General features: G+C 72.5%; 19 protein-coding genes and 1 riboswitch. Of the genes, 10 read left to right on the top strand and 9 right to left on the bottom strand.

Annotated features, from left to right (window positions below; translation table 11 throughout):
- Positions 1 to 4: 4 nt before the first annotated feature.
- The 5 genes from LPA41_RS29270 (at position 5) to LPA41_RS29250 (ending at position 5,610) form a co-directional block, all read left to right on the top strand.
- Complete coding sequence (locus LPA41_RS29270; protein WP_229074146.1) at positions 5 to 1,120, top strand: glycosyltransferase; 1,116 nt, start codon at positions 5 to 7, stop codon at positions 1,118 to 1,120.
- Between the two features lie 65 nt (positions 1,121 to 1,185).
- Positions 1,186 to 1,926: an ATP-binding protein gene (locus tag LPA41_RS29265; RefSeq protein ID WP_229074126.1), complete on the top strand. Its 741-nt coding sequence runs from the start codon at positions 1,186 to 1,188 to the stop codon at positions 1,924 to 1,926.
- Between the two features lie 12 nt (positions 1,927 to 1,938).
- Positions 1,939 to 2,964 carry a chemotaxis protein CheB gene (locus tag LPA41_RS29260; RefSeq protein ID WP_229074125.1) on the top strand — a complete coding sequence of 342 codons (1,026 nt, stop codon included), beginning with the start codon at positions 1,939 to 1,941 and terminating at the stop codon, positions 2,962 to 2,964.
- A gap of 21 nt (positions 2,965 to 2,985) precedes the next feature.
- A complete protein-coding gene (locus tag LPA41_RS29255; protein WP_229074124.1) occupies positions 2,986 to 4,824 on the top strand; it encodes a CheR family methyltransferase in 1,839 nt (612 codons plus the stop codon).
- A gap of 60 nt (positions 4,825 to 4,884) precedes the next feature.
- A complete protein-coding gene (locus LPA41_RS29250) occupies positions 4,885 to 5,610 on the top strand; it encodes an ATP-binding protein (protein ID WP_229074123.1) in 726 nt (241 codons plus the stop codon).
- 191 nt (positions 5,611 to 5,801) lie between these two features.
- Here LPA41_RS29250 and LPA41_RS29245 read toward each other — a convergent pair whose 3' ends face one another.
- Complete coding sequence (locus LPA41_RS29245) at positions 5,802 to 6,938, bottom strand: SigB/SigF/SigG family RNA polymerase sigma factor (protein WP_229074122.1); 1,137 nt, start codon at positions 6,936 to 6,938, stop codon at positions 5,802 to 5,804.
- Positions 6,939 to 7,046: 108 nt separating this feature from the next.
- On the bottom strand, positions 7,047 to 8,327 hold the full coding sequence (locus LPA41_RS29240; protein WP_229074121.1) for a hypothetical protein: 1,281 nt from the start codon (positions 8,325 to 8,327) through the stop codon (positions 7,047 to 7,049).
- Positions 8,328 to 10,497: 2,170 nt separating this feature from the next.
- Here LPA41_RS29240 and LPA41_RS29235 point away from each other — a divergent pair.
- Both LPA41_RS29235 and LPA41_RS29230 read left to right on the top strand, forming a co-directional pair.
- Positions 10,498 to 11,019, top strand: coding sequence for a hypothetical protein (locus LPA41_RS29235; protein WP_229074120.1), 522 nt, complete (start codon positions 10,498 to 10,500; stop codon positions 11,017 to 11,019).
- Positions 11,020 to 11,240: 221 nt separating this feature from the next.
- Positions 11,241 to 12,719, top strand: a complete 1,479-nt coding sequence (locus LPA41_RS29230) for a glutamate--cysteine ligase (RefSeq protein WP_229074119.1) — start codon at positions 11,241 to 11,243, stop codon at positions 12,717 to 12,719.
- A 90-nt stretch (positions 12,720 to 12,809) separates the two neighbouring features.
- Here the strand turns inward: LPA41_RS29230 and LPA41_RS29225 are convergent, their stop codons facing one another.
- The 6 genes from LPA41_RS29225 to LPA41_RS29200 all read right to left on the bottom strand — a co-directional run bounded on the left by LPA41_RS29225 (position 12,810) and on the right by LPA41_RS29200 (position 20,983).
- On the bottom strand, positions 12,810 to 13,175 hold the full coding sequence (locus LPA41_RS29225) for a cobalamin biosynthesis protein (RefSeq protein WP_229074118.1): 366 nt from the start codon (positions 13,173 to 13,175) through the stop codon (positions 12,810 to 12,812).
- Positions 13,176 to 13,240: 65 nt separating this feature from the next.
- Positions 13,241 to 14,590: a cobyrinate a,c-diamide synthase gene (locus tag LPA41_RS29220; RefSeq protein WP_229074117.1), complete on the bottom strand. Its 1,350-nt coding sequence runs from the start codon at positions 14,588 to 14,590 to the stop codon at positions 13,241 to 13,243.
- Positions 14,584 to 15,183, bottom strand: coding sequence for a cob(I)yrinic acid a,c-diamide adenosyltransferase (cobO, locus tag LPA41_RS29215; RefSeq protein ID WP_229074116.1), 600 nt, complete (start codon positions 15,181 to 15,183; stop codon positions 14,584 to 14,586). The genes LPA41_RS29220 and cobO overlap by 7 nt, the downstream gene beginning before the upstream one ends.
- 209 nt (positions 15,184 to 15,392) lie before the next feature.
- On the bottom strand, positions 15,393 to 17,672 hold the full coding sequence (locus tag LPA41_RS29210) for a VWA domain-containing protein (protein ID WP_255690518.1): 2,280 nt from the start codon (positions 17,670 to 17,672) through the stop codon (positions 15,393 to 15,395).
- A 12-nt stretch (positions 17,673 to 17,684) separates the two neighbouring features.
- Positions 17,685 to 17,802: riboswitch (cobalamin riboswitch) on the bottom strand.
- Positions 17,803 to 17,918: 116 nt separating this feature from the next.
- Positions 17,919 to 19,484, bottom strand: coding sequence for a gluconokinase (locus LPA41_RS29205; protein WP_229074114.1), 1,566 nt, complete (start codon positions 19,482 to 19,484; stop codon positions 17,919 to 17,921).
- Between the two features lie 215 nt (positions 19,485 to 19,699).
- A complete protein-coding gene (locus LPA41_RS29200) occupies positions 19,700 to 20,983 on the bottom strand; it encodes a citrate synthase (RefSeq protein WP_229074113.1) in 1,284 nt (427 codons plus the stop codon).
- 173 nt (positions 20,984 to 21,156) lie between these two features.
- Between LPA41_RS29200 and LPA41_RS29195 the strand changes: the two genes are divergently transcribed.
- Both LPA41_RS29195 and LPA41_RS29190 read left to right on the top strand, forming a co-directional pair.
- Positions 21,157 to 21,966, top strand: coding sequence for a universal stress protein (locus tag LPA41_RS29195; RefSeq protein ID WP_229074112.1), 810 nt, complete (start codon positions 21,157 to 21,159; stop codon positions 21,964 to 21,966).
- 68 nt (positions 21,967 to 22,034) lie between these two features.
- Positions 22,035 to 24,362 (top strand): EAL domain-containing protein, encoded by a 2,328-nt coding sequence (locus LPA41_RS29190; RefSeq protein WP_229074111.1) that lies wholly within the window; start codon positions 22,035 to 22,037, stop codon positions 24,360 to 24,362.
- A 33-nt stretch (positions 24,363 to 24,395) separates the two neighbouring features.
- On the opposite strand, the gene LPA41_RS29185 is transcribed toward LPA41_RS29190, so the two are convergent.
- A complete protein-coding gene (locus LPA41_RS29185; protein ID WP_229074110.1) occupies positions 24,396 to 25,022 on the bottom strand; it encodes a hypothetical protein in 627 nt (208 codons plus the stop codon).
- Between the two features lie 252 nt (positions 25,023 to 25,274).
- On the opposite strand from LPA41_RS29185, the gene LPA41_RS29180 reads away from it, so the two are divergent.
- Positions 25,275 to 26,048 (top strand): exodeoxyribonuclease III, encoded by a 774-nt coding sequence (locus LPA41_RS29180; RefSeq protein WP_229074109.1) that lies wholly within the window; start codon positions 25,275 to 25,277, stop codon positions 26,046 to 26,048.
- Positions 26,049 to 26,112: the final 64 nt, after the last annotated feature.

Below are 26,112 nucleotides of genomic sequence, written 5' to 3'. Positions count from 1 at the left end.
CCTGATGAACGCCGGCCCGTGGCTGCCGGTACCGCCGGCCGGGTACGGGGGCATCGAGAACATCGTCGCCGCGCTCGTCCCCGAACTGCGCCGGCTCGGCGTCGAGGTGGTGCTGGCCACCGTCGGCGAGAGCACCATCGAGGCCGACGGGCGGGTCTCGGTCTTCGACCGGGGCCAGTTCGGGGCGATCCAGAAGCCGTACAACCAGGCCGTCGGCGTGGTGCAGGCGCACCAGCACGCGGTGGTGCGGGCGCTGCGCGAACGCGACGACATCGACCTGATCCACGACCACGTCGAGGCGGCCGGCCTCGTCACCCTGGCGTCGCTGGGCGCCGACGCCCCGCCCGGGCTGCAGACCCTGCACTGGGACCTGCACAAGCACCCCGAGCTCTACTCCACCTTCGACGGCGGCGGCCGGGTGCACGTCAACGGCGTCTCCTCGTCCCAGCTGGCCCGGGCACCGCAGGCCCTGCGCGACCACTCGATCGGGCACGTGCACCTGTCCACGCCGCTGGCCGCCGAGGCGCCGGTCGAGGTCTCCAAGGGCTCGTACGCGATCGTGCTGGGCCGGATCAACCCGGGTAAGGGCCAGGACCTGGCCGCCCGGCTCGCCCACCGGCACGGGTTCGACCTGGTGCTGGCGGGACCGGTCGGGCCGTACCGCAACGCCGCGGAGCTCGCCGCCGCGGAGAGTGACCCGGCCGCGGCGCTCAACCCCGACGTGCGCTTCTGGCGCGAACAGGTCGCACCGCACGTCGACGGCGTGCGGGTGCGCTGGGTCGGCACGGTGACCGGCCGCGACCGCGACCTGCTGCTCGCCGGCGCCCGGTCGGCGCTGTTCCCGCTGCGCTGGGAGGAGCCGGGCGGCACCGCGGTGGTGGAGTCCCTGGCCCTGGGCACGCCGGTCGTCGGGATCGCCCGCGGCTGCCTGCCGGAACTGATCGAGGACGGGCACAGCGGCCTGCTCACCGACTCGGAGGAAGCGCTCGGGGAGCTCGTCGGCAAGGCCGTCACGATCGACCCGCAGGCCTGCCGGGCCGAGGCCGAGCGGCGGTTCACCCCGGCGGTGATGGCCGAGGCCTACGTGTCGCTCTACGAGAAGATCCGGAACCGGGACTGACGTTTGCCGGGCCGGGACGGCGGGCACCTCCCTCCTCGACCGACGCGCGGAGGGAGGCGTACCGCATGCCCAGCCAGCTGGTCTGCCGGCCGGAGCGGGATCTGCCGGTGGCCGTGCTCACGGTCAGCGGCACCCTGGACCGGATGACCGGCGACGCCCTGGGCGCCGCCGTGCGCCGCAGCCTGTCGCTGCTGCCCTCCACATTGCTGCTCGACGTCGGGCGACTGCGGGTCGCCGAGCCGCAGGCCCTCACCACTCTCGGCTCCGTCGTCTGCCAGACAGCGGAGTTCCCGGCGGTGCCGATCGTGGTGTGCGGCGCGGACCAGCCGACCCGCGACGCCCTGGCCGCCGCGCCGGACTGCGCCGGTCTGCGGATGGCGGCCGACTGCTCCCGCGCGCTCGCCGAGGCCGACGCCCAGACACCGTCACCCGGGATCCGGGTCCGGCTGCGCCCGGTGCCGGAGGCCTGCCGCCAGGTCCGCCACCTGGTCACCCAGGCCTGCGGCGCGTGGCAGCGGGCGGACCTCACCGCGACCGCCAGCCTGGTCGCCACCGAACTGGTCGCCAACGTGGTCCGGCACGCGCACACCACCATGCAGTTCACGTTCGGCCTGCGCGACGGGCGGCTCACCATGGCCGTCCGCGACGGCAGCCTGCGCATGCCACGTCCCCTGGACCCGGCGGTCACCGACGCCGGTGGGCGCGGGCTGCGCCTGGTCCGGGACCTGACGGACGCGTGGGGCGTGTTGCCGGTTTCCGACGGTAAGGTGGTGTGGACGCAGCTCACCACGGGAGCCGCCCGTTAAGCAGGTGAACAGGTGAACACCGAATATCGCGACGTGGTTGCCGTCGGGGCCTCCGCCGGTGGCGTCGAAGCGTTGCGAGCCCTGGTGGCAGGCCTGCCAGCGGACTACCCCGGCGCGATCCTCGTCGTCCTGCACGTGCCCCGCGACGCACCGAGCGCCCTGCCCGGGATCCTCGGCCGCAGCGGGCCACTGCCCGCCTCGACAGCCGTCGACGGTGAGCCGATCCGCGGCGGGCACATCTATGTCGCGCCCGGCGACCATCACCTGCTGCTGCTCGACGGGCACCTGCGCCTGAGCCGCGGCCCGGCCGAGAACGGGCATCGCCCCGCCGTCGACCCGCTGTTCCGGTCGGTGGCCCGGTCCGTGGGGCGCCGGGCGATCGGCGTGGTCCTCTCCGGTTCTCGCGACGACGGCGCCGCCGGCTTGGCCACCATCGCCGGCCGTGGCGGCGTGACAGTGGTGCAGGACCCGGACGACGCCATCACACCCTGGATGCCCCGGGCCGCCTGCGACCGGCTGCCACCCGACCATGTCCTTCCCGCCGCGAAGATCGGCGGCCTGCTCGCGGGGATCACCGCCATGGAGCTGCCACCCGAACCGTTGCCCCGGCCCGACCTGCTGCTCGACGCCGAGGTCGCGGTCGCCGATTCCCTGCCGATCACCTCGGACCGGCTGGCCCCACCCGCCGGATACGGCTGCCCCGACTGCGGCGGCAGTCTCTTCCTGCTGGAGGAGCATCCGATCCCCCGGTTCCGCTGCCGCGTCGGGCACGCCTGGTCGCCGGAGAGCCTGCTGGACGAGCAGGCCTCCGCCTTGGAGGGCGCGCTCTGGCTGGCCCTGCGGACCCTGCGGGAGAAGGCGGCGCTCAGCCGGCGGATGGCCGAGACCCGCCGCACCGGCGACCACGGCCGTAAGTTCCTGTCGATGGCCGAGGACGCCGAGGTCGCCGGAGAGGCGATCCACGAGCTGATCTCCCGGCTCGGCTCTACCGCCTCGTCCGCCGACACCCGGCCCTCCGGCACGTCCGTCATCGGGTGACGTGCGGTAGCGTTCCCACTCGTGCACGGAACCGACGCGAATTTCGAGGCATTGCTGGTCTACCTGAAGGAATCCCGCGGCTTCGACTTCACCGGTTACAAGCGCTCAAGCCTGATGCGCCGGGTGAACCGGCGGATGAGTCAGGTGGAGGCCGGTGACTACCAGGAGTACCTGGACTACCTCCAGGTGCACCCGGATGAGTTCACCGCGCTCTTCAACACCATCCTGATCAACGTCACGGCATTCTTCCGGGACACCGACGCCTGGGACTACCTGCGCTCCGAGGTACTCGGGCCGATGATCGCGGCCAAGCCCGTCGACTCGGTGATCCGGGTCTGGTCGGCCGGGTGCGCGTCCGGCGAGGAGGCGTACACCCTCGCCATGGCACTCGCCGAGGAACTCGGACTGGACGAGTTCCGCAAACGGGTGAAGATCTACGCGACCGACGTCGACGAGGAACAGCTCAACGAGGCGCGCCAGGCGTCGTACGGTGAGCGCGAGGTCCAGCACCTGCCGCCGGACCTGCTGGAGACGTACTTCGAGCCGGTCAACGGCCGGTTCGTCTTCCGCAAGGATCTGCGCCGCTCGGTCATCTTCGGCCGCAACGACCTGGTGCAGGACGCCCCGATCTCCCGGATCGACCTGCTGACCTGCCGCAACACGCTGATGTACTTCAACGCCGAGACGCAGGCCAAGATCCTCGGCCGGCTGCACTTCGCGCTGGCCGAGACCGGGGTGCTCTTCCTCGGCAAGGCCGAGATGCTGCTCAGCCACTCCAGCCTGTTCACCCCGATCGACCTGAAGCGGCGGGTGTTCCGGCGCGTCCCGCGCCTCTACTCGCCGCCCGGAGTGATCTACTCCGACCCGCCGCTGCCGGCACCGGACGCCGTCACCGGCCTCGACGAACTTCGCAACGAGGTGTTCGCGGCCAGTCCGCTCGCCCAGCTCGCGCTCACCTCCGACGGCATGGTGGCGCTCTCCAACCGGGCACTGGAACGGCTGTTCGGGGTGTCGTCGCGCGACATCGGCCGGCCCTTCCGGGACCTCGACGTGTCGTACCGGCCGGTCGAGCTGCGCCGCTACATCGAACAGGCCCAGCTGGAACGCCGAACCCTGCGCGTCAGCGACGTCGAGTACCAGCGCGGTGGTGAGGTCGCCCACATCGAGGTGCAGATCAGCCCGCTCAGCGGCTCCGACGGCAGCCTGCTCGGCGTCAACCTGATCTTCCACGACGTCACCGCGGCCCGGCGCCTCAAGGACGACCTCGAACTGGCGAACCAGCAGCTCGAAGCCGCGTACGAGGAGCTCCAGTCGACGAACGAGGAGCTGGAGACGACGAACGAGGAGCTGCAGTCCACGGTCGAGGAGCTGGAGACCACCAACGAGGAACTCCAGTCCACGAACGAGGAGCTGGAGACCATGAACGAGGAACTCCAGTCCACCAACGACGAGCTGCAGAGCATCAACGACCAGCTGCGGATCAGCACCGGGCAGCTGGACGAGGCGAACGCGTTCCTCGAGACCGTCCTGACCAGCCTCCAGGCCGGCGTCGCCGTGGTCGACCCCGACCTGCGGATCCGGATGTGGAACCGGCAGGCCGAGGACATGTGGGGCCTGCGCGCCGCCGAGGTGATCGGCCAGCACTTCCTCAACCTCGACATCGGCCTGCCGATCGAGCTGATCCGGCCGATGCTGCGCGGCGCGCTCGGCACCGACGCCACCTACGCCGAGACCGAACTGGACGCGGTGAACCGGCGCGGCCGTCAGATCAAGGTCCGGGTGGCCTGCACCCCGCTGCGCCACCGCGACGGCGCACCGGCCGCCGGTGACGGCGCGATCGTGGTGATGGAGACAGCCTGACGTTTTGCGCGCCCGATCGTGGGGTAAGCGGCGGATTCCCGACATGAGGCGGCGGAGGTCATGACGGTCCGGTGCGAGGTACGAGCCGACGGCAGCTCCCTGGTCGTGTCTGCGACCGGCACGCTGCGGCTCGCCGACGTCGTCTCGTTGCGTGAAAAACTGCTCAAATGCCTCGCTGAGCAGCCTGACGCCCTTCTCATCGACCTCGCCGACCTTGAGGTCGACCAGCCGCTGGCGCTCTCCGTCTTCACCGTGGTGCTGCGGCAGGCGGCTCGCTGGCCCGGAACACCGGTGCTGCTCTGCGCGCCCACCCCGGACACCCGGAAACTGCTGATCACCGGGGCGTACCAGCGGCTGCCCCTCTTCGACGACCTGGTCTCGGCACACGAGCACCTCGGTGACGACCGGCTCACCATGCCGATGATCAGTGAGGACCTGCTGCCGGTCAGCGGCTCCACCCGGCACGCCCGCAACGTCGCCACCGAGGCGTGCCTGCGCTGGGACCTGCCCGATCTGATCGCACCCGCCAGCCTGATCGCCACCGAACTCGTGGCCAACGTGGTCGACCACGCACACACCATGATGACGCTGCGCGTCTCGCTGCGGCCCCGGTTTCTGCACCTGGCCGTCTGGGACGGCTCCCCGGACCCACCGGCGCCGCAGCGGCCGGGCCAGCCGCAGGCCACGAGCGGGCGCGGGCTGCTGCTGGTCGATGCGGTCGCGCACAGCTGGGGGTGGCTGCCCACGGAGAGCGGCAAAGTGGTGTGGGCAGCCCTGCAGCAGTGACTCAGCGGCCGCGTTCCCAGCAGCGGCTTCCGCGTGCTTCGCGTCTTTCGCGTGCTTTCGCGTGCTCTTTGGGGCGGCTCAGCGCTCGCTTCTGAGGGCTTTCAGCAGCGAGCGCCTTCTCCGGTCGCGGGTTCAGCAGCGAGCGCCTTCTCCGGTCGCGGGTTCAGCAGCGAGCGCCTTCCGGTCGCGGCTCAGCAGCGGCGCAGGACATTCTCCAGGCCGGAAACGGCCAGGATGCGAGCGACGTACGGCTGGGCGTTGCTCACACACAGATCCACGCCCGCCACACCCGCCGCGTGCACCGCGTCCACCAGCACCGCGACACCTGCCGCATCCACGAGCGGCACGGCTGCCACATCAACGACAACCGAACCGCCGCCGGCCGCACCGATCGCGTGCCGCAACCCGATCCGCAGCCGCTCCGCGGTGTCCCGGTCGACCTCGCCGCGGACCCGCACCACCACGGACGCCCCGTCCCGGTCCACCGACACCTGCATGCCGTGGGTGACCGGACGGTCCGCGCCCTCCCAGCGTGGCGGCGTGTCACTGAGCATCGCCTCCCGCAGCCAGGCCAGCGCCCGGCTCAGCAGCCGGGACACGTGCATCTGCGAGATGCCGAGCTCGGTGGCGATCTCCGCCTGGGTGCGGTTGCCGTAGAACCGCATCGCCAGCATCCGGCGCTCCCGGGACGGCAGCCGCATCAGCAGGTCCGTGACGGTCAGCTTGTCGGTGACCGACTCCAGGTCGTCGTCGACGCCGCCGATCAGGTCACCGAACTCGGCGGCGCCCTCGCCGGCCACCGGTGCGTTCAACGAGGCCGGGGCGTAACCCGCGGCCGACTCGACGGCCTCCAGCACGGCGGCCTCGGTCACGCCGAGCCGCTCCGCGAGCTCGGCGGTCGTGGGCGTACGCGCGAGCGCGCTCGTCAGCACCATCGAGGCGTGCCCCACCTCGAGGCTCAGGTCCTGCACCCGGCGCGGAACGTGCACGCCCCAGGTGCGGTCCCGGAAGTGCCGCTTCAGCTCCCCCGAGATGGTGATCACCGCGTAGGCCGTGAAGGAGCCACGCTCCGGATCGTACCGATCGATCGCCTTGACCAGCCCGAGCCGGGCGACCTGCTCCAGGTCCTCCAGGTACTCACCGCGGCCCCGGTAGCGACGGGCGAGCCGGCCGGCGAACGGCAGGCAGTAGCGGATCAGCTGCTCACGCAGGGACTCCAGCTCGGCATGACCGGCCGCCGAGCGCTTCTCGGCGTAGGACGCCGCAGCCGCATCGAGGTCCTCGAGCGTGTTGTCGGCGGATCCACCGACCAGGTTCCGCGAGGACATATCAAGCCTTTCCAGAGCCGGATCGCGGGCAGCAGGATGTGACTCTCTCCATCGGCACGCTAGTGCCCAACACATCATGACCCCAAACAGGATCAGCCGGGCGTGTTGTCAGCCATCTCGGTTCCGGCGCCCCGGCAAACCGGACGGCGCACTCGCCGGGTCCTCCAGCACCTCGGCGGCAGGCCGCTCCGGGCGGGTGACCGGCGCCGGATGGACCATCAGGCCCGAGGGCGCGGCACTCTGATCCTCGGGCGCGCCGGTGCCGGAGCCCTCCCCTGCGCCCGGCGCCGGGCGTGCCACGGCGGATTCCTGCGGCACTGCGGTGTGCTGGGCCGGCGCCTGCGGGGCGGGGTGGCCTGCGGGGTTGTGCTGGCCCATGTCAGGCGCCTGGAGGGGCGGGCGCTTGCCGGGCTTGGCAGCGCCCGGTGCCGCGTTCCGGGTGACGTTCCCGGCACCGGGAGCGGCTTTCCCGCTACCGGGAGCGATGTTTCCCCCGGGAGCGGCATTCGCACCGAAGCCCGCGCCCGGCGACGAGGCTGCGGCGCCGGGAGTGGCATTCGCCGCCGCGCCCGGGAAGGCGGCACCCGAAGCCGCCAGGCCCGAAGCGGCGATGCCGGGAGCGGCGATCCCCGGTGCGGTGGCGCCGGAAGCGGCGCTTCCGAGGCCGGAACCCTGCGTGGCCTGCGGCACAGCACCCGAACCGGCGGTCTGGTGCTGCCCCATGTCCGGCGCCTGCAGGGGCGGGCGTTTGCCCGACCCGGCAGGCAAACCCGATCCAGCCGATGCCATCCCCCCGTCCGGACCGGCAGTTGCCGCCGGAGTCGCCACCCCGGCCGCTCCGGCGCCTGCTGCCAGGGACGTTCCCCCCGGCATACCGGTGCTTGCGGGCGACGACGTCCCTCCGGCGGGGCCTGCCGCACCGGCAGCGTTCGTGCCCCCGGGAAGGCCGGAGCCGCCGGGCAGACCCGCTGCGCCGGACAGGCCAGATCCGCCCGGCAAGCCTACTGCGCCGGCCAGGCCGGAACCGGCGGCCAGGCCGGGTGCGCCGGCAACGTTGGGCGCAAGGGGCTGCGGGCTGGCGGCGCGGGCGAGCATCGCGGCGGACGGCAGGAAGTCGGCCGGCTCGGCTTGGCCTGCGCGTGCATCCGGGGCGCCGTAGGCCGCAGCCGGCATCCCGCGCGGCTCGGCCGGAAGACCGATGCCGCCCTGAGCCGACGTTGCGGTACGCGCCGAGCGCGGAAACCGCGGCGCGTCCAGCGGACTGTTCTGCTGACTGTAGAGAGGCGGCTGCCGCATCAACGCGTCCAGGTCGTCGAGCGGCGGGTTCGCCGGGGCATCGAAAGCGCCCGGCGCATAGCCCGGCAGGCTGGGCGCGGCGGGCTGCTGCATCGCGGGCCCAGCAGGCGGCATGCCGGGCGCCGGCGCGGACATCCCGGGCGCCGCAATCGCCACACCCGGCACAAACCCCGACATGCCAGGCGCGGGAACCGGCATACCGGACGCGGGATCCGGCATTTCCGGCGCTGGGGCGATGGCGCCAGACGACGGCGCCCCCGGCTTAGCGGCCGGCAGCCCCGGCGTAGCGGCCGGCGCCCCCGGCGTAGCGGCCGGCGCCCCCGGCGTAGCGGCCGGCGCCGCAAGGCCGAACGCGGAGGCCGAAAGACCGTGCGCGGGAGCCGCCCCACCGGGTGCCGGCCCAGAGGGCTCGGGAGCCGGGATCCCAGGCGCGAAGACGGAGGCCGACAAGCCTGCCGACGCGGGCGGCATACCGGGTGGGGACGCCGCCGACGATGGCATGCCGGGAACAGCAGCCGGCGTACCTGCCGGCGAAGGCGCGCCGGGCGTGGAAGCCGACATACCTGCCGGCGAGGGCGGCATGCCCGGCATCGACAGGCCTGGATACGCCATGCCCGAGGTCGACACGCTCGAGGCTGACATGCCGGGTGCCGACACGCCTGGAGCTGACATGCCAGGAGCCGACACGCCCGGGACTGACATGCCAGGCGCCGACACGCCTGGGGACGACGTGCCTGGAATCCGCATGGAAGCCGGCAGACCGGACGGAGAGGGCTGTTCGGCAGGGGCGACGGACGACGCATCCGGTGAGGACACGAAGGTCGGCGCACCTGCTGCCGGATGTGACATACCGGGCGTTTCGGCACCATGGGCAGGCAGGGCGCCCGGGGCGGCACCTGCGTTCGGCACGAGGCCGGCGCCGGGGGCGGCGCTGGCGGTGGTACTTGAGGGCCTGGGCGCGGCGGCAGTCGGAAGCGGCGGAATCACCGTGCCCGAGCCGGGTGCCGGCGGGAGCGGCACGCCTGCCGAAGCGGCAGCTTCCGGAGCCGGCGCGACCTGGCCGGACGATGGGGCCGGACCGGAGGACGGGACGACCGTCCCTGCGGGGAAAACACCGCCGCCAGCCAGGTCTGCACCCGGCCCGGAGTGCGCTCCCGGGTGTGGCCCGGACGGAATCGGGCCCGGGGACGACGACAGCGGGCCCGGAGACGACGGCACGTGACCAGGGCCAGCGCCAGGAACGCGGCCGAACGAGATGCCGGGGTCGGCGGACGGCAGCTCGGCGGACGGCAGGCCGACGGACGGCAGCTCGGCGGACGGCGGGCCGGCGGGCGAGGAGACGGCCGGCGGCAGCGACGCGCGCCCTTCCGCTCGGCGCCGCCCGATGTGAGGAATGTCGGAACTGGCAGATGAGGGCTCTGGTGGCCAGGGCAGCGGGGTGTCTGCGGCACCCGGGCTGCGAGCGGGCGCGGGCAGCGTGGAATGGCCGCCGCCCGGCCCCGGGAGCCATAGCGGAGTGGCCGGGTCGGGCACCGGGGGCACGGTTCCGGACGGGCTCTCCGGCGGCGGCCACGTGGGATCGGGGACGTCAGCGTCCGGGGCACGCCACGGGGGCGGTTCCGTCAGGCCCGGAACAACCCAGGGCGGCAAGGACGACGGCACGGCCGGCGAGGAGAGGCCCGAGACGGAGGCAGCAGGAGAGGACGGGTCCGAGCCGGGGGCAGCAGGAGAGGGAAGGCCCGAGACGGAGGCCGCAGGAGCGGACGGGCCCGAGGCGGAGGCGGCAGGCGAAAGCAAGGCAGAGGGCGCGAACGACGTCGCGGGTGCTGGCTGCGGGGAGGCGGCCGCGAGCAGGCCGGAGGCTTCGGCCAGGCCGGCGGCGGCGAGGACTTCGGCGGCGGACTGGGCTATCCGGCAGGGCAGGCGTTCGCCGCAGGTGGGGCATGCGGTGGCGCCGGGTGTGCCGGTGTGTGCCTCGACCATCTCGCGTGCGGTGCGCGCGAGCACGCTCTCCGGTTTCACGTACGCGTTCGTCGTCGCCACTGCATCCGCCCCCCTCGGCGGGTCGCGCGGGGTGCACGCGGCCCGTCTCCAGTTCACCCCGGCGGGGGTGCGTGGAGGGCGGGTTTCGGCAGATCGGTGCGAATCGCAGCGAACAGGTGCGAACGGACGGTATGCAGAGGTGACCAGTGACCCGATTCACTCACGGTGCCTGAGCGCGTTCTCTCCGTAACATCGAAGTACATCCAGGAGGTGACCCCCCATGGACGACACCGAACTGCACCGCGAGCGAATCCTCCGGCACGTCAGCCCCATCATCACCGGCCGTTTTGTCGGCTTTCAGGCCGCGTACACCCGAGAGGTGAGGGTGGGGCGCGCCCTCGCCGTCGCCGTCTTCCTCACCGCGGGCATCGCGCAGCTGATCGGCTCGCTGCTCCGGATGAGACCGCCCCGGCGTTCCCTCAAGGATTTGCGCAAGGGCCCGGAGTTCCTGGTGACCCCGGTCCGGTTGCGCGACGATCTGGGGCAGACCTACGAGATCGAGATGCACGGGCAGCTGCCGCAGTCGGCGCTGCACCGGGGCGACCTGGTGCAGGTGCGCACCCAGCCGCAGGCCGATCCGACGCTGCCGGTCAAGCTGATGCAGGTGGTGAACCTGACCACCATGCAGCCGCTGACCCCGCGCATCCCGACCCGCTGGTCGCACCTGGGCCCGGCCATGCTGCTGCAGGCCGCCGCCGGTCTCACCATCGCGGGCGTGGTGCTCGCCGCACTGCTGCGGTGACCTGGCAGGGCCAAGGGCGACCGGGGAGGCCAACGCGGGTAAAGCACGCCCCGCGCGGGTAAACGCTGCGTCCATGCTCGACGGAATCCGCACCAGCCCGCCGTCAACGTCACCCGACACGTTGGCCACCTGGCGACAATGGACCACTGCCGTGATGAGAACTGCCATAGACAGCCGTCATCATGAGGCCGACGCCGTAGTCGGCTGAAGGGTGGTGCGCGATGGGTGAGAAGGTCGAACAGACCGAGTTCAGCCGGGAGGACCGGACCCGTTACCGGCAGAAGATCCGCCGGAGCCTCGACGTCTTCGCGACGATGCTGCGCGAGGCACGGTTCGAGTTCGAACGGCCACTGACCGGCATGGAGATCGAGCTGAACCTGATCGACGGGAAGGCCGACCCGGCGATGCGGAACGCCGAGGTGCTGGGCGCGATCGCCGACCCGGACTTCCAGACCGAGCTGGGCCAGTTCAACATCGAGATCAATCTGCCGCCGCAGCGGCTGGGCGGCGACGACTTCGCCGAGCTGGAGAAGGGCCTGCGGGCCAGCCTCAACCAGGCGGAGCGGCGGGCCCGGGCGGCCGGCGCGCACATGGTGACGATCGGCATCCTGCCCACGCTGCGGCGCGAGCACCTCACCGGCGAGGCGCTCACCGCGAACCCTCGGTACCAGCTGCTCAACGAGCAGATCTTCGCGGCCCGCGGTGAGGACCTGGACATCCGGATCGACGGCGTGGACCGGCTGGCGGTCACCACCGACTCGATCGCGCCGGAGGCGGCCTGCACCAGCACCCAGTTCCATCTGCAGGTGAGTCCGGCGCAGTTCGCCGCGTACTGGAACGCCGCGCAGGCCATCGCCGGTGTCCAGGTGGCGCTCGGCGCGAACTCGCCACTGCTGCTCGGCCGGGAACTGTGGCGCGAGACCCGGATCCCGCTCTTCGAGCAGGCCACCGACACCCGGTCGGAGGAGATCCAGGCCCAGGGGGTACGCCCACGCGTCTGGTTCGGCGAACGCTGGATCACCAGTGTCTTCGACCTGTTCGAGGAGAACGTACGCTACTTCCCCGCGCTCCTGCCGATCTGCGACATCGACGACCCGGCCGACATCCTGGAACGTGGCGAGATCCCCGAGCTGAGCGAGCTGCGCCTGCACAACGGCACCGTGTACCGGTGGAACCGGCCGATCTACGCGGTCGTCGACGGGCGGCCACACCTGCGGGTGGAGAACCGGGTGCTGCCGGCCGGGCCGACGGTGGCGGACACGATCGCCAACGCGGCGTTCTACTACGGTCTGACCCGCCGGCTCGCGGAGGCGGACCGCCCGCTCTGGACCCAGATGAGTTTCCGCGCCGCCGAGGAGAACTTCCACAACTGCGCCCGGCACGGCATCGACGCCACCGTGTTCTGGCCGGGCCACGGCACGCTCCCGGTCACCGAGCTGGTGCTGCGCCGGCTGCTGCCGCAGGCCGCCGAGGGTCTCGACATGTGGGGAGTCGCGCCCGCACAGCGGGACCGGCTGCTCGGCATCATCGAGCAGCGCTGCCTGCGCCACCGCAACGGCGCGTCGTGGCAGGTGGAAACGCTGCACGGGCTGGAGGCACAGGGACACGACCGGCAGCACGCCCTGCACGAGATGCTGCGCCGGTACCTGCCGCTGATGCACGAGAACATCCCCGTGCACGAGTGGCCGGTGACGCCCTAGAGAATCCACCCCGGCGATCGCCGGAAGCCACCCGGCGATGGCGGGACGTCACCCCGCGATGGCGGGACGTCACCCCGCGATGGCGGGACGTCACCCCGCGATCGCCACGGTGACCGGGCCGATCCGTCGTTTCGGCAGCAGCATCGCGCCACCCGGGCCGGCCGCCAGCAGCGCCGCCGCCTCGGCGACACCGGCCGTGCCGACGGCCGCCGCCACCCGGGCGCTCGGTGACGGTACGGCCACGGCGGCCAGGTCCGCGGCCGGGAACCCGCGCAGCCGCCAGCCGGCGGCCCCGGCCAGGTCCCGGACGCCGGCCTCCTGCGCCCGCCGGTCCAGGGTGGCCAGCACCGCCACGTCGCCGGGTGCCACCCCGGCCTCGGCCAGCGCCGCCCGGACCGCCTCCGCGAGAACATCGGCCGGCGTACCGGCCCGGGCACCCAGACCGACAACGATCACCGGGCGACACCCGCGGCCTGGCCGGAAGCGATCACCGGCTGCACCCGCGACCGGGCCGGCCACGATCACCGGGCGGCGGCCGCGACCAGGCGGCGGGCCATGCCGGGGTTCCCCGCCCAGTGCAGGTGCAGGTACGACGCGTGCAGCGTCGGGGTGGCGAACCCTTCCGGGTCGGCGCCACGCCACGCCCAGGCCGCCCCACCGGCCGGCGACAGCAGCACCCCGGACCGGGGGTGCACGGTGGTCCGGTGGAACTCGTGGCCCGTCACCCGGGTCCCGGCGGGCGCGAGCGGGCTGTCCGCCAGGGCGACCGCGTCCCGGTACCCCAGGGTCAGCGACGGTGTCATCGCCGCGTCGGCGTCGATCACCCCGCACATCGGGGCGTCGTCCAGGGTGCGGCAGAGCCAGAGCAGGCCGGCGCACTCGGCCGCGATCGGCCCACCGGCGGCGGCCAGCCGGGCCACGTCCGCACGCAGCGCGGCGTTGGCGGAGAGTTCCGCGGCGTACACCTCGGGGAATCCGCCGCCGACCACCAGCGCCCGGGTCCCGTCCGGCAGGGCCGTGTCGCGCACCGGGTCCACGGTCACCACGTCGGCTCCCGCGCCGGCCAGCAGTTCGGCCGTTTCCGCGTACGCGAAGGAGAAAGCCGGACCACCGGCCAGCGCGACCCGGGGACGGCCCGGCACCGGGTCCGCGATCTCCGGCGTCCACGGCGTCGCCGTCAGCGGAGGCGCGGAGCGCGCCACCGCGGCGACCGCGTCCAGGTCGATCGCACCCGCGACTAGGGTGGCGAGCGCGTCCACCGAGGCCAGCGCCTCCGCACGCCGTTCCGCCGCGGGCACCAGCCCCAGGTGGCGGGAGGGCGCGGCCACCGCGTCGGCACGGCGCAGTGCGCCAAGCACCGGCGTGCCCACCTCCTCGCAGGCGTCGCGCAGGATCTGCTCGTGCCGTTCCGACCCCACCCGGTTGAGGATCACCCCGGCCAGGCGCACCGTCCCGAAGCTGCGGAAACCGTGCACCAGGGCGGCCACCGACCGGCCCTGCGCGGCAGCGTCCACCACCAGGATCACCGGCGCCTGCAACAGCTCGGCGACCTGCGCGGTCGACCCGGTCTCGCCGGCGCCGGTCCGCCCGTCGTAGAGGCCCATCACGCCCTCGACGATCGCGATGTCGGCACCCGCCGACCCGTGCGCGAACAGCGGCCCGATCAGCTCCTCGCCGACCATCACCGGGTCCAGGTTGCGCCCCGGCCGCCCGGCAGCGAGCGCGTGGTAGCCGGGATCGATGTAGTCCGGGCCCACCTTGAACGGCGCCACCCGCTGCCCGCGCCGCGCGAACGCCGCGAGAAGACCCGTCGCCACCGTCGTCTTGCCGTGCCCGGACGCCGGCGCGGCGATCACCACGCGGGCTACCATTCGATGCCCTGCTGACCCTTGCGACCCGCGTCCATCGGATGCTTGACCTTCGTCATCTCGGTGACCAGGTCGGCCGCCGCGACCAGGTCCGGGTGCGCATCCCGCCCGGTGATCACGACATGCTGCGTCCCCGGCCGGTTCGCCAGCGTCTCGACGACGTCCGCGACATCCACCCAGCCCCACTTCATCGGGTAGGTGAACTCGTCCAGCACATAGAACTTGAACGACTCCGCGGCCAGGTCCCGCTTGATCTGCGCCCACCCCTCGGCGGCCTCGGCGGCATGGTCACGCTCGGTGCCCGGACGCTGGATCCAGGACCAGCCTTCGCCCATCTTGTGCCAGGTCACCGGCGTGCCGTTGACGCCGTTCAACGCCTTCAGCGCGGTCTCCTCACCGACTTTCCACTTCTGCGACTTCACGAACTGGAAGACGCCGATCGGCCACCCCGCGCTCCACGCCCGCAACGCCATCCCGAACGCGGCCGTCGACTTACCCTTCCCCGCCCCGGTGTGCACGGCGAACACCGCCTGCCGCCGCCGCTGCCGGGTGGTCAGCCCGTCATCAGGCGTAACGGCCACTTTCCCCTGAGGCATGCGAAACCCTTTCTTGTACGTGATCGACCGCCACCGCCGAACCATCCCGTCCCGGCCAGCAGCACCTCCGCTCCCGGCGCGGCTCAGCCACCTCACCCCCCGGCGGGGGACAGGCTCGAACCCCAAACCGGAGCAACCGCATCACCGCTCGTGCGGCACCCGGGGCGGCGTTCCCGTCCGCGACATCGACCGGGTGCCCCCGGTCGGCGTCATGCGGCGCGGCGGTAGGCGCGGCCGGTCTCCGCGGGGCTGTTCAGCACCGAGGCCTGTAGTTGTTCGAGCGGCATGATGTCGGCCTTCAGCCCGGTCGCCAGCCGACCGGCCAGACCGAGACGGATCGGGCCGGACTCACAGTCCACCACCACGGTGGACACCCCGGCCAGAGCCGGGGCCACGCGCAGCGGATCGGGCCCGCTCGTCGCCCGGCCGTCGGTGACGAGCACCAGCAGCGGGCGCCGGCGCGGGTCGCGGCGGCGTTCGGTGGCGATCGTGGCGGCGGCGGCACGGAGGCCGGCCGCGATGGGGGTGCGGCCGCCGGTACGCAGCGCGGCCAGCCGCATCACACCCACCTCGTGGCTGGACGTGGGCGGCAGCACCACATCGGCGTCCGCCCCGCGGAACGTGATCATCCCGATCCGGTCCCGCCGCTGGTAGGCGTCCCGCAACAACGACAGCACCGCCGTCTTGACGAGCGTCATCCGCTTGCGCGCGGCCATCGAACCGGAGGCGTCCACGACGAACAGCACCAGGTTCGCCTCACGCCCCACGTGCACCGACTCCCGCAGATCCCGCGGCAGCACCCGCACCCGCGCAGCTCCCGCGCTCACCCGCCCCGCGCCAGAAGCACCGGCCCCGGACCCGCCGGCCGCAGAAACCGCAGCCGCGGAAACGCCTGCCGCGGAAACGCCTGCCGCCGAAGCGCCGGAACTGCCGGACGGCCGCACCGCCTCCGCGCCCGCCCGGTCCAGGGCCGCCCGCAAGGTAGCCGGCAGGTGCGGCGCCCCGGCCAGTTTGCCCACCGGTGCGCGGCTGCCCACCACCCGGCCGCGGCGGGCGAACGCCGGCGACCGGCGACCGGCGTGACCGCCGTCGCCGCGGGCGGTGATGCGCAGCGCCTTGGTGCGGTACGCCGGGCCCGCGCTCGCGACCGCGCCCGCCTTCTCCGGTTGTCCGGCCCCGTTCTGCTCGGCGGGCTGCGGGGTGGTGCTCCCACCCGTACCCGGTGCTGCGGAGCCTGCGCCCTGCGGCCCGCCGCCGTCCTGCGGGTTGCGCGGCGCGCCTCCCCCGCCGCCGTCCGGCGGCCCGTCACCGTCCGGGTCGTCCCCGCCCGGCCCGGAGTCAGGCCCGGAGCCCGAGCCGTCGGAGCCGGAGCCGGGATCGGGATCGGGATCGGAGCCGGGATCAGAAGCAGAGTCGGACTCGGCGGCCGCCTGGCGTTCCGCCTCGGCGAGGGCCTCGTCGAGCTTCTCCTCGTCGGTGCCGGGCGGGTCGAGCGGGTCGGTGCGGCGCCGGTGCGGCAGGGCGAGCCGGGCCGCGTCGCGGACGTCGTCGGCGGTGACCCGGTCCCGGCCGTGCCAGGCGGCCAGGGCCACGGCGCAGCGGGCCACGACGATGTCGGCGCGCATGCCGTCCACCCCGTAGGCCAGGCAGACCCGGGCGATCCGGTCCAGTTCCGCGTCGGGCAGCCGGACCGCCGGCAGCTGGGCGCGGGCGGTGGCGATGCGCTGCGCGTACTCCCGCTCGGCCGCGACGAAGCGCGTCGCGAAACCGTCCGGGTCGGCCTCGTAGGCGAGCCGCCGCCGCACCACCTCGGCCCGCTGCCCGGCGTCCCGGGGTGCGGAGACGTTGACGACCAGGCCGAACCGGTCCACCAGCTGGGGCCGCGGCTCGCCCTCCTCCGGGTTCATCGTGCCGACCAGCAGGAACCGGGCCGCGTGCTTGACCGACACGCCGTCGCGCTCGACGTGCGCGCGGCCCATCGCGGCCGCGTCCAGCAGCAGGTCGACCAGGTGGTCCGGGAGCAGGTTGACCTCGTCGACGTAGAGCACGCCGCGGTGCGCGGCGGCGAGCAGGCCGGGCTCGTAGGCCTTGACCCCGTCACTGAGCGCCCGCTGCAGGTCGAGCGTGCCGACGACCCGGTCCTCGGTGGCGCCGACGGGCAGCTCCACCAGCCTGGCGGGCCTGGTGTCGGCGGGGCCGCCGATCGGGTGCGGGCCGTCCGGGCAGGCCGGGTCGGGTGCGGCCGGGTCACAGGCGAACCGGCAGCCGCGCACCGTGTCGATCGCCGGCAGCAGAGCGGCGAGCGCGCGCACCACGGTGCTCTTCGCGGTGCCCTTCTCGCCGCGGACCAGCACCCCGCCGACCGCCGGGGAGACGGCGGTCAGCAGCAGGGCGAGGCGCAGGTCGTCGAGCCCGACCACGGCCGAGAACGGGTACGGAGTTGTCACAGGAGTCCCTTCCGGCGGGTGTCCACGCCCGCGCGTCGGCAAACCGAGCGGCCGGAGTCTCCTGACTCCCGGATCGACGGTTCCCGCGCCTTCCGGCTGTGCGCCGTGGCGTGCTGCGGGTCGCTCCCCGGTCACAGTGGCGGGACCGTCCCGGACTCACACCGGGTTCCTCCGCTACCGCTCGCGGGTCACTCTAACGCGGGCCGGTGACAGCGACCTACGCCAGGACGATCAAGATGACCCGCACCGCACCGAGGCCCCGGACACCCGGGGCCCCGGAACGGACGGTCACGACCGGACGGCCTTCTCGGTGCCCGGCAGTGGTTCCGGCGCCAGCCGGTCCAGTTCGGCCACCACATCGAGCACCGCCAGCGCCGACTTCTCGACGAGCGGCCGCAGCTTGCGGTAGAACGCCGCGTCCGCCGGGTCCGGTGTGGTGTGCCGGCCGATCGGCACCAGCGCCGCCGCCTCGTCCAGGTCGGGCAGTTCCCCGAGGGCGTGCCGGGCCAGCAGGCAGGCGCCGAGCGCGGTGCCCTCCGGCGTGTCGGCGACCGCGACCGGCAGGTCCAGCGCCGAGGAGAGGATCGACACCCAGAGCGAGGAGGCGACCGCCCCGCCGGTGGCGCGGATCTCGGTGACCGGGCAGCCTTCGGCGTCGAACGAGTCCCGGACCAGTGCCAGCTGCTGACAGACCCCTTCGACGGCGGCCCGGACCAGATGCGGCCGGGTGTGTTCGCGGCGCAGCCCCAGGTAGGCGCCGCGCATGCCGGGGCGCCACCACGGCGCCCGTTCGCCCAGCAGGTACGGCAGGCAGAGCAGCCCTTCGCTGCCGGCGATGATCCCGGCGGCCTCCTCCAGCAGCGCCGCATCCCGTTCGTCGGCGTCCTCACCCTCGGCACCGGGCCGTTCGAAGCCGCCCGCGAAGCTCTCCCCCGCCCACCGCACCACCGACCCGGCGTTGTTGACCGCGCCACCGATCACCCACCGGTCCTCGGTGAGCGCGTAGCAGAAGAGGCGCCCGGCCTGGTCGTTGGTGGGCCGGTCGACGACCGTGCGCAGGGCGCCGCTGGTGCCGAGCGAGACGGCCGCGATGCCGGCCGGGGTGGCGCCGACGCCGAGGTTGGCGAGCGGGCCGTCGGCAGCGCCGATGATCAGGGGGAGGTCGCGGGGCAGTCCGGCGGCGGAGGCCACGTCGGCGCGCAGGCGCAGCCGGTGGACGGTCGGCACGACCTCGGCTAGTTGGCCGGCGCGGACCCCGGCGATCGACAGGGCCTCGTCGTCCCACTTGCGGGAGTGGATGTCGTAGAGCCCGGTGCCGGACGCCAGGGAGAGGTCCACCAGGAAGGGCTCGTCGGCGAGCGCCGCGACGATCAGCTCCTTGACGCCGCCCCAGCGCGGGGTGCCGTGCAGCACCTCCGGGTCGTTCTCACCCCACCAGGCCAGCTTGGTGAGCGGCGACATGGGATGCACCGGCGTGCCGGTCCGCGCCTGGAGGGACGCTTTCCGGCCGGACGCGACGATGGCCTCGCACTGCGCGGCGGAGCGGCCGTCCGCCCAGGTGATCAGCGGGCCGAGCGGGGTGCCGTCGGCGGACATCGGCACGAGGGCGTGCAGGAACGCGCTGAGCCCGATCGCGGTGACCCGGTCGCCGTGTTCGCGGCACTGGCCGGCCACGTCGACGAGCGCTTCCACCGCGGCCGCGGACAGCCGTTCCGGGTCCAGCTCCGCCCGGCCCGGGCCGGGCACGGAAAGCGGGTAGTGCACGCTTGTCAGCGCACGGACCTCACCGCGCGGACCGATCGCGACACCTTTGGTGGCGGTGGTACCGGTGTCGATCCCGATCACAACGTCCATGCGCGTCTCCCCTGGTGCGGTGCCTCTCGGCGTGATCAGCCGATTGCCTCGACCCTTTCATGCCCAGGCGACGCCCGCGGCATGCCGCACCGGGCGGGCCGGGGGGCCGGGACCGCGCCGCCCGGCGCCCGGCACAGGAAGACGCCGCGCGCACGAAGACGCCCGGCACACGAAAACGCCCTGCCGGATCACCGGCAGGGCGTCATCGATGCGGGTCAGCGCTGGTCGAGTGCGACGAAGTCGCGGACCGGGGCGCCGGTGTAGATCTGCCGCGGGCGACCGATCTTGTTGGCCGGGTCGGTCATCATCTCGCGCCACTGCGCGATCCAGCCGGGGAGCCGGCCGATCGCGAAGAGCACCGTGAACATCTTCGTCGGGAAGCCCATGGCCTTGTAGATCAGGCCGGTGTAGAAGTCGACGTTCGGGTAGAGCTTGCGGGAGATGAAGTACTCGTCGGAGAGAGCGATCTCTTCGAGCTTGAACGCGATCTCCAGCAGCGGGTCCGGCGTCTCCAGCGTGGAGAGCATCTCCTGGGCGGCCTTCTTCACGATCGCGGCGCGCGGGTCGTAGTTCTTGTAGACCCGGTGGCCGAAGCCCATGAGCTTGACGCCCTTTTCCTTGTTCTTCACGCGAGTGACGAACGAGTTGACGTCTCCGCCGTCCTTGCGGATCTGCTCGAGCATCTCGAGCACCGCCGCGTTGGCGCCGCCGTGCAGCGGGCCGGAGAGGGCGTTGATGCCGGCCGAGACCGAGGCGAACAGGTTCGCCTGTGCCGAGCCGACGAGCCGCACCGACGACGTCGAGCAGTTCTGCTCGTGGTCGGCGTGCAGGATGAACAGCATGTCGAGGATCTTGGCGACCTTCGGGTCGACGTCGTAGGGCAGCGTCGGCAGGCCGAACGTGAGGCGCAGGAAGTTCTCGACGTAGTCGAGCGAGTTGTCCGGGTAGGGCAGCGGGTGGCCGATCGACTTCTTGTAGGCGTACGCCGCAATCGTCGGAAGTTTCGCCATCAGGCGGATTGCGGAGATATCAACCTGCTCGGTGTCGAGCGGGTCGAGCGAGTCCTGGTAGAAGGTCGACAGCGCGGTGACCGCCGACGAGAGCACCGACATCGGGTGCGCGTCCCGCGGGAAGCTGGAGAAGAAGGTACGCATCTCCTCCTGCAGCAGGGTGTGCACGCGGATCTTGTCCGCGAAGTCCCGCAGCTGGGGGGCGGTCGGCAGCTCGCCGTTCATCAGCAGGTAGGACACCTCAAGGAAGGTGCTCTTCTCCGCAAGCTGCTCGATCGGGTATCCCCGGTACCGAAGAATGCCCTGGTCACCGTCGATGTAGGTGATCGAGGACGTGGTCGACGCCGTGTTCACGAAGCCCTGGTCGAGCGTTACGTAGCCGGTCTCTTTAAGAAGAGCACTGACGTCGATGCCGCCCGGCCCGTCGACGGCTTCGCGTACCGACATCGACAGCTGGCCACCAGGGTGGTCGAGCTTGACATCCGTCATGTATTTCCCTCACTTCACCGGCAGATGTCCCAAAGATTTTGCCGTTCACCGTAAACCCTCAACCTGAATGGGTCATCAGCCAGCCATCTGTTGAGGCATTGGTCACCAGTACGTATGGGTCGTTGCGCCATAGACAATGGTCGGTATATTGCGGCTTTGTTACGGGAGGACCGATGCGAGATCCCGTCGTGGTGGGTACCGACGGAACCGCGGCCAGTCGCGCCGCGGTCCGGCTGGCCGCGCGGGAAGCCGTCACCCGCGGGTGCGCGTTGTCCGTCGTTCATGCTTTCACCTGGCCCGATCCGCGTCCGGGAGCCGGTGGCGCCGGCTACGCCCCGGCCCGCGGGGCCGCCTCGCGTGTCGTCGAGGAGGCGGTCGCCTTCGCCCAGCGTTCCACACCCGGCGTCGATGCGCGCGGACAACTGCGGGATGGATCACCGGGACGGGTGCTGGTCGCGCTGAGCCGCACCGCGGCCCTGCTGGTGATCGGCGGCGCCGGCCTGGACCGGCTCGGCACCGGCGCGCTGGCCCGCGACCTGGTGTCGCGGTCCTGGTGCCCGGTGGCCCTGGCCCGCGGCCCGCGCCCGCCGACCGGCCCGGTCCTGGCCGCCGTCGACGGCTCGCCGTTCGCCCGCCTCGGGCTCCGGTTCGCCGCCGCGCAGGCCCGGCTGCACGGCTGTCCGCTGCACGTGGCACACGTCGTTCCCGACGGCGTCCTGGGCGCCGCGGAGGCCGGCGCCAAACTCCTCGACGAGATGCTCGCCGAGGTGCCGGAACTTCCGGTCACCCGCCACCGGGTGCTGACCGGACCGGCCGCGGCCACCGTGGTGCGGGCCAGCCGGCACGCCGGTCTGGTCGTCCTCGGCCCGCGCGGCGCCGGCGGCGCGCGCCGGCTCGGCTCGGTCGCCGGCGAGGTGCTGCGGCGCGGCGGATGCCCGGCCGTCTTCGCCCACAGCGCCGCGAGCATGAGAGCAGTTCACTAAACGCCGGTTGGTCAAGTGCCCGGATTGCTACCGTTGATCCCAACCTTGATCTTCGGGAGGAATGCCCGGTGCAACCCGCACTCCCGCCCGTGATCGCCCGGCGGCTCTGGCAGGTGCTGGCCGCCGGCGGGCTGGTCGCCACGGTCCTCTACGCGCTGTTCCCCGACTCACTGATCAGCACCGTCAGCTTCCTGGTGCTCGGCATCGCGACGGTGACGGCCTGCTTCCTCGGGCCCCGCCGGTGGGGCGCCGAACCGCCCACCGCCTGGCTGCTGATGGGTGCCGGCGCCCTGACGTTCCTGATCGGCGTGCTCATCCGGCCCTCGGTCACCGAGCAGGACATGCCGTGGCCGCTGGTGGCCGACGTCTTCAGCTTCACCGGATACATGCTGCTCGGCATCTTCCTGGCGATGCTGCTGCGCCAGCGCTCGAGCCTGGACCGGCACGCCGTGCTGGACGGGCTGATCGTCACCCTGGCCGCCGGCGTGACCACCACGCTGCTGCTGGCCCTGCCCGCCGCGGCGACCACCGGGCGACCGGCCCTGCTCTCGCTGATCCAGGGCACCTACCCGCTCTTCGACGTGATCATCCTGCTGCTGATCGTCAACCTGACCTTCACGGCGAAGTCGTGGCCGCTCAGTCTCACCGCCCTGACGTGCACGATGCTGATGCTGTTCGCGGGCGACTTCGCGTACGCGATCGCCGGGGTCGGCGGGAAGATCTACACCGATCCGATCTACAACGTGCCGTTCCTGCTCGCCTACACGGCCCTCGGCGTGGCCGCCCTGCACCCGTCGGTCGTCGAGATGAGCCGGGCCGCGAAGGCGCCGGTGCAGGAGTGGGGCTGGCAGCGCCTCGCCCTGCTCGCCCCGGCGCTGATCCTGCCGTTCGCGCTGCTGCTCAGCGACCGGAGCAGCGGCACCGGCGCACGGCTGCTGATCGCGGTGACCGGCGCGCTGATCGCCGGCCTGCTGCTGTTCCGGGCCAGTTCCGCGGTCCAGGCGCAGGTCGCCGCGCAGCTGCGCTCCGAGCACCAGGCCACCCACGACCCGCTCACCTCGCTGCCGAACCGGGTGTCCATCTCCGCCGAGATCGAGCGTCTGGTGACGGTGGTCGACCCGGACGGACACGACCGGGTCTGGGTCTACATGCTCGACCTGGACGGCTTCAAGTGGGTGAACGACTCCTGGGGCCACGACACCGGCGACCAGCTGGTGATCGAGGTGGGCCGGCGCCTGCGGGCCGCGGTGGCCGGCAGTGTACCGGTGGCCCGGGTGGGCGGCGACGAATTCCTGCTCGCGTACGTCGGCGAGAAGGGCGGCGCCCTGCACCTGGTCGACGACATCCGCGGCTGCTTCGCCCGGCCGTTCCTGGTCCGCGACACCGAGGTGGTGATCACCGCGTCGATCGGCATCTCGCACGCCGCCGGTGACGCCGCCCGGGCCGCGGTCACCGCCGAGGCGCTGATGCGCGACGCCGACACCGCGATGTACCGGGCCAAGGGCGAGGGCCCGGGCCGCTCGACGATCTTCGACACCTCGATGCACGACCAGGTCCGGGAGCGGATCGAGCTGGAGCTGGCGCTGCGCCAGGCGCTCGCCGAGGACCAGCTGCACGTCCACTACCAGCCGATCGTGCGGCTGGAGACCGGCGTGCCGGTCGGTGCCGAGGCCCTGGTGCGCTGGATGCACCCGGAGCGCGGCGCGATCCCGCCGATGACGTTCATCCCGATCGCCGAGGACGCCGGCCTGATCGGCAGCATCGGCACCTGGGTCCGCAAGGAGGCGCTGCGCCAGCTCGGCGTCTGGCGTTCCGAGGGCATCGTCGGCGACGACTTCTACCTCTCCATCAACGTCTCACCCCGCCAGCTCAGCGAGCCGGAACTGCCGCTGATCATTTCGGGCGAGATGCTGCGGTACGGCGTACCCGCGCACTGCGTGGCCCTGGAGATGACCGAGTCGGTGATGGTGGACGGCTCCAGCGTGACCTCCCGGGTGCTGTTCGAGCTGCGGGAACTCGGCGTGAAGCTGCTCGTCGACGACTTCGGCACCGGCTTCTCGGCACTCGGCTACCTGCGCCGCTTCCCGGTCACCGGCGTCAAGATCGACCGGTCGTTCGTGATCGGCCTCGGCGTCAACGTCGAGGACGACGAGATCGTCCGGGCGGTGGTGGCGATGAGTCACGCGCTCGGCCTCGGGGTGATCGCCGAGGGCGTGGAGACGCCGCTGCAACGCGACGCCCTCTACGCCGTCGGCGTGGTCAACTGCCAGGGCTGGCTGTGGGGTGCGGCGGTGCCGGCGCACGAGTTCGCCGAGCGGTGGCGGCAGCCCGCGATCGCGGAGCCGGAGATGCCCGCGATCGCGTCGGTCTACGGCCGCCACCGCCGGACGGAGTGACCGGCCCGGCCGGCAAACCCTCGGCAGGCCGGCTCAGCCCCTGACACCCCGGCGCTCCGGCAGACCGGCCCGGCGCTCCCGGAAACCGGTGCGGCGCTCCTCGCGGACCTCGGTGCCGGGCGGCGGGAACTCGTACATCCAGAAGGACTGGGCGTCCAGCCGGGTCGGCTGTGCCCGGCCGGCGACCCGGCCCAGGATCATCGAGATCATCCGGGGCAGGGCGTGCCGCTCCTCGTTGTACGAGCAGATGTCGACGAACACCTTGCCGTCGGCCTCGCCGATCGACTTGTACATCTCCCGGAGCAGGCTGATGAAGACGCCCGTACCCCGGGTGCCCGGCGCCGCCCCGACGAAGACCACGTAGAAGAGCCGGCCCTGCTCGTAGTGTTCCGGCCAGTGGTACGCGAAGTACTCCGCCGAGATCAGCGGCACCGCGTCCAGCTGGTTCGTCATCACACCGAGCCCGGCCACGTGCCCCTCGTCGTCCCGGATCACGTACTTGGCGGCCCGTTTGTCGGCCATCAGCTCGTCGAACTCGGGCCGGTGCATCAGGTGCCTGTTCACCGCCAGCACGGCCAGGTCGGCGAAACAGTCCTGGTAGAAGTCCCAGGCGTCCTCGGACAACTCCGCCGGCAGCTCCGGCAGCACTTCCACATCCATGTTCGTTCCCCCGTACGGTCTTCCTCCCCGGAGACAAACCTGTCAGGAGGACTGGTGCCGTGCGGCCAACTCCGGCATTATTCGCTCGCGGAATCCTGGTGTAAGCCACGTCACTGCCGATCGGAGAACCATGCTGACCGTGCTGCTTCTCGTGCTGATGGCCGGGCTCGCCGCCGCGCTGTTCACCGCGACGCGCGGTCCGATCGGTCCCGGCCGCAGGTGATCGCCGGCCGGATGCGGCAGGCTTGACGGATGCGCTTCGCCACCTGGAACGTGAACTCGGTCAAGGCTCGCCTGCCCCGCCTGCTCGACTGGCTGGGCAGCACCGCCCCGGACGTCGTCTGCCTCCAGGAGACCAAGGTCGGCGAGGACGCGTTCCCCGCCGGCGAGGTGACGGAGCTGGGCTACGAGACGGCGGCGTACGGCCAGGGCCGCTGGAACGGGGTCGCCCTGCTCTCCCGCATCGGCCTGGAGGACGTGCGCCGCGGCTTCGACGGCGAGCCCGGCTTCCCCGACCCGGAGGCGCGGGCGATAAGCGCGCGCTGCGGCGGCATCCGGTTCATGTCGGTCTACGTGCCGAACGGCCGCACCCCGGACGACCCGCACTACGCCTACAAGCTGCGGTGGCTGGCCGCGCTGCGGGACGCGCTCGTCCCGGACCTGGCCGCCGGCCCGGTCGTGGTGGCCGGCGACTACAACGTGGCGCCCACCGACGCCGACGTCTGGGACCCGGCGCTGTTCACCGCGTCCACGCACGTCACCCCGGCCGAGCGGACGGCCCTCGCCGAGCTGCGCGCCCTCGGGCTCACCGATGTGCCGGCGCGGCCGCTCAAGGGCGACCACCCGTACACGTACTGGGACTACCGCGCCGGCATGTTCCACCAGAACAAGGGCATGCGGATCGACCTCGTCTACGCCACCGCCGACGTCGCCGCCCGGGTCACCGACGCGCTTGTCGACCGCGAGGCCCGCAAGGGCAAAGGCCCCTCCGACCATGCCCCGATCGTGGTCGACATCGAAGACTGATCCGCCGACCACGTAGGCTGGAGCCGATCGGACAACGCTCACGGGGGAGAAACAGGGAGGCGAA

This window comes from Actinoplanes sp. DH11, from assembly GCF_020873875.1.
Classification (GTDB): Bacteria; Actinomycetota; Actinomycetes; order Mycobacteriales; family Micromonosporaceae; genus Actinoplanes.
Note: the sequence above shows the minus strand (reverse complement) of the source record. Positions and strands in the feature narration are given on the sequence as shown.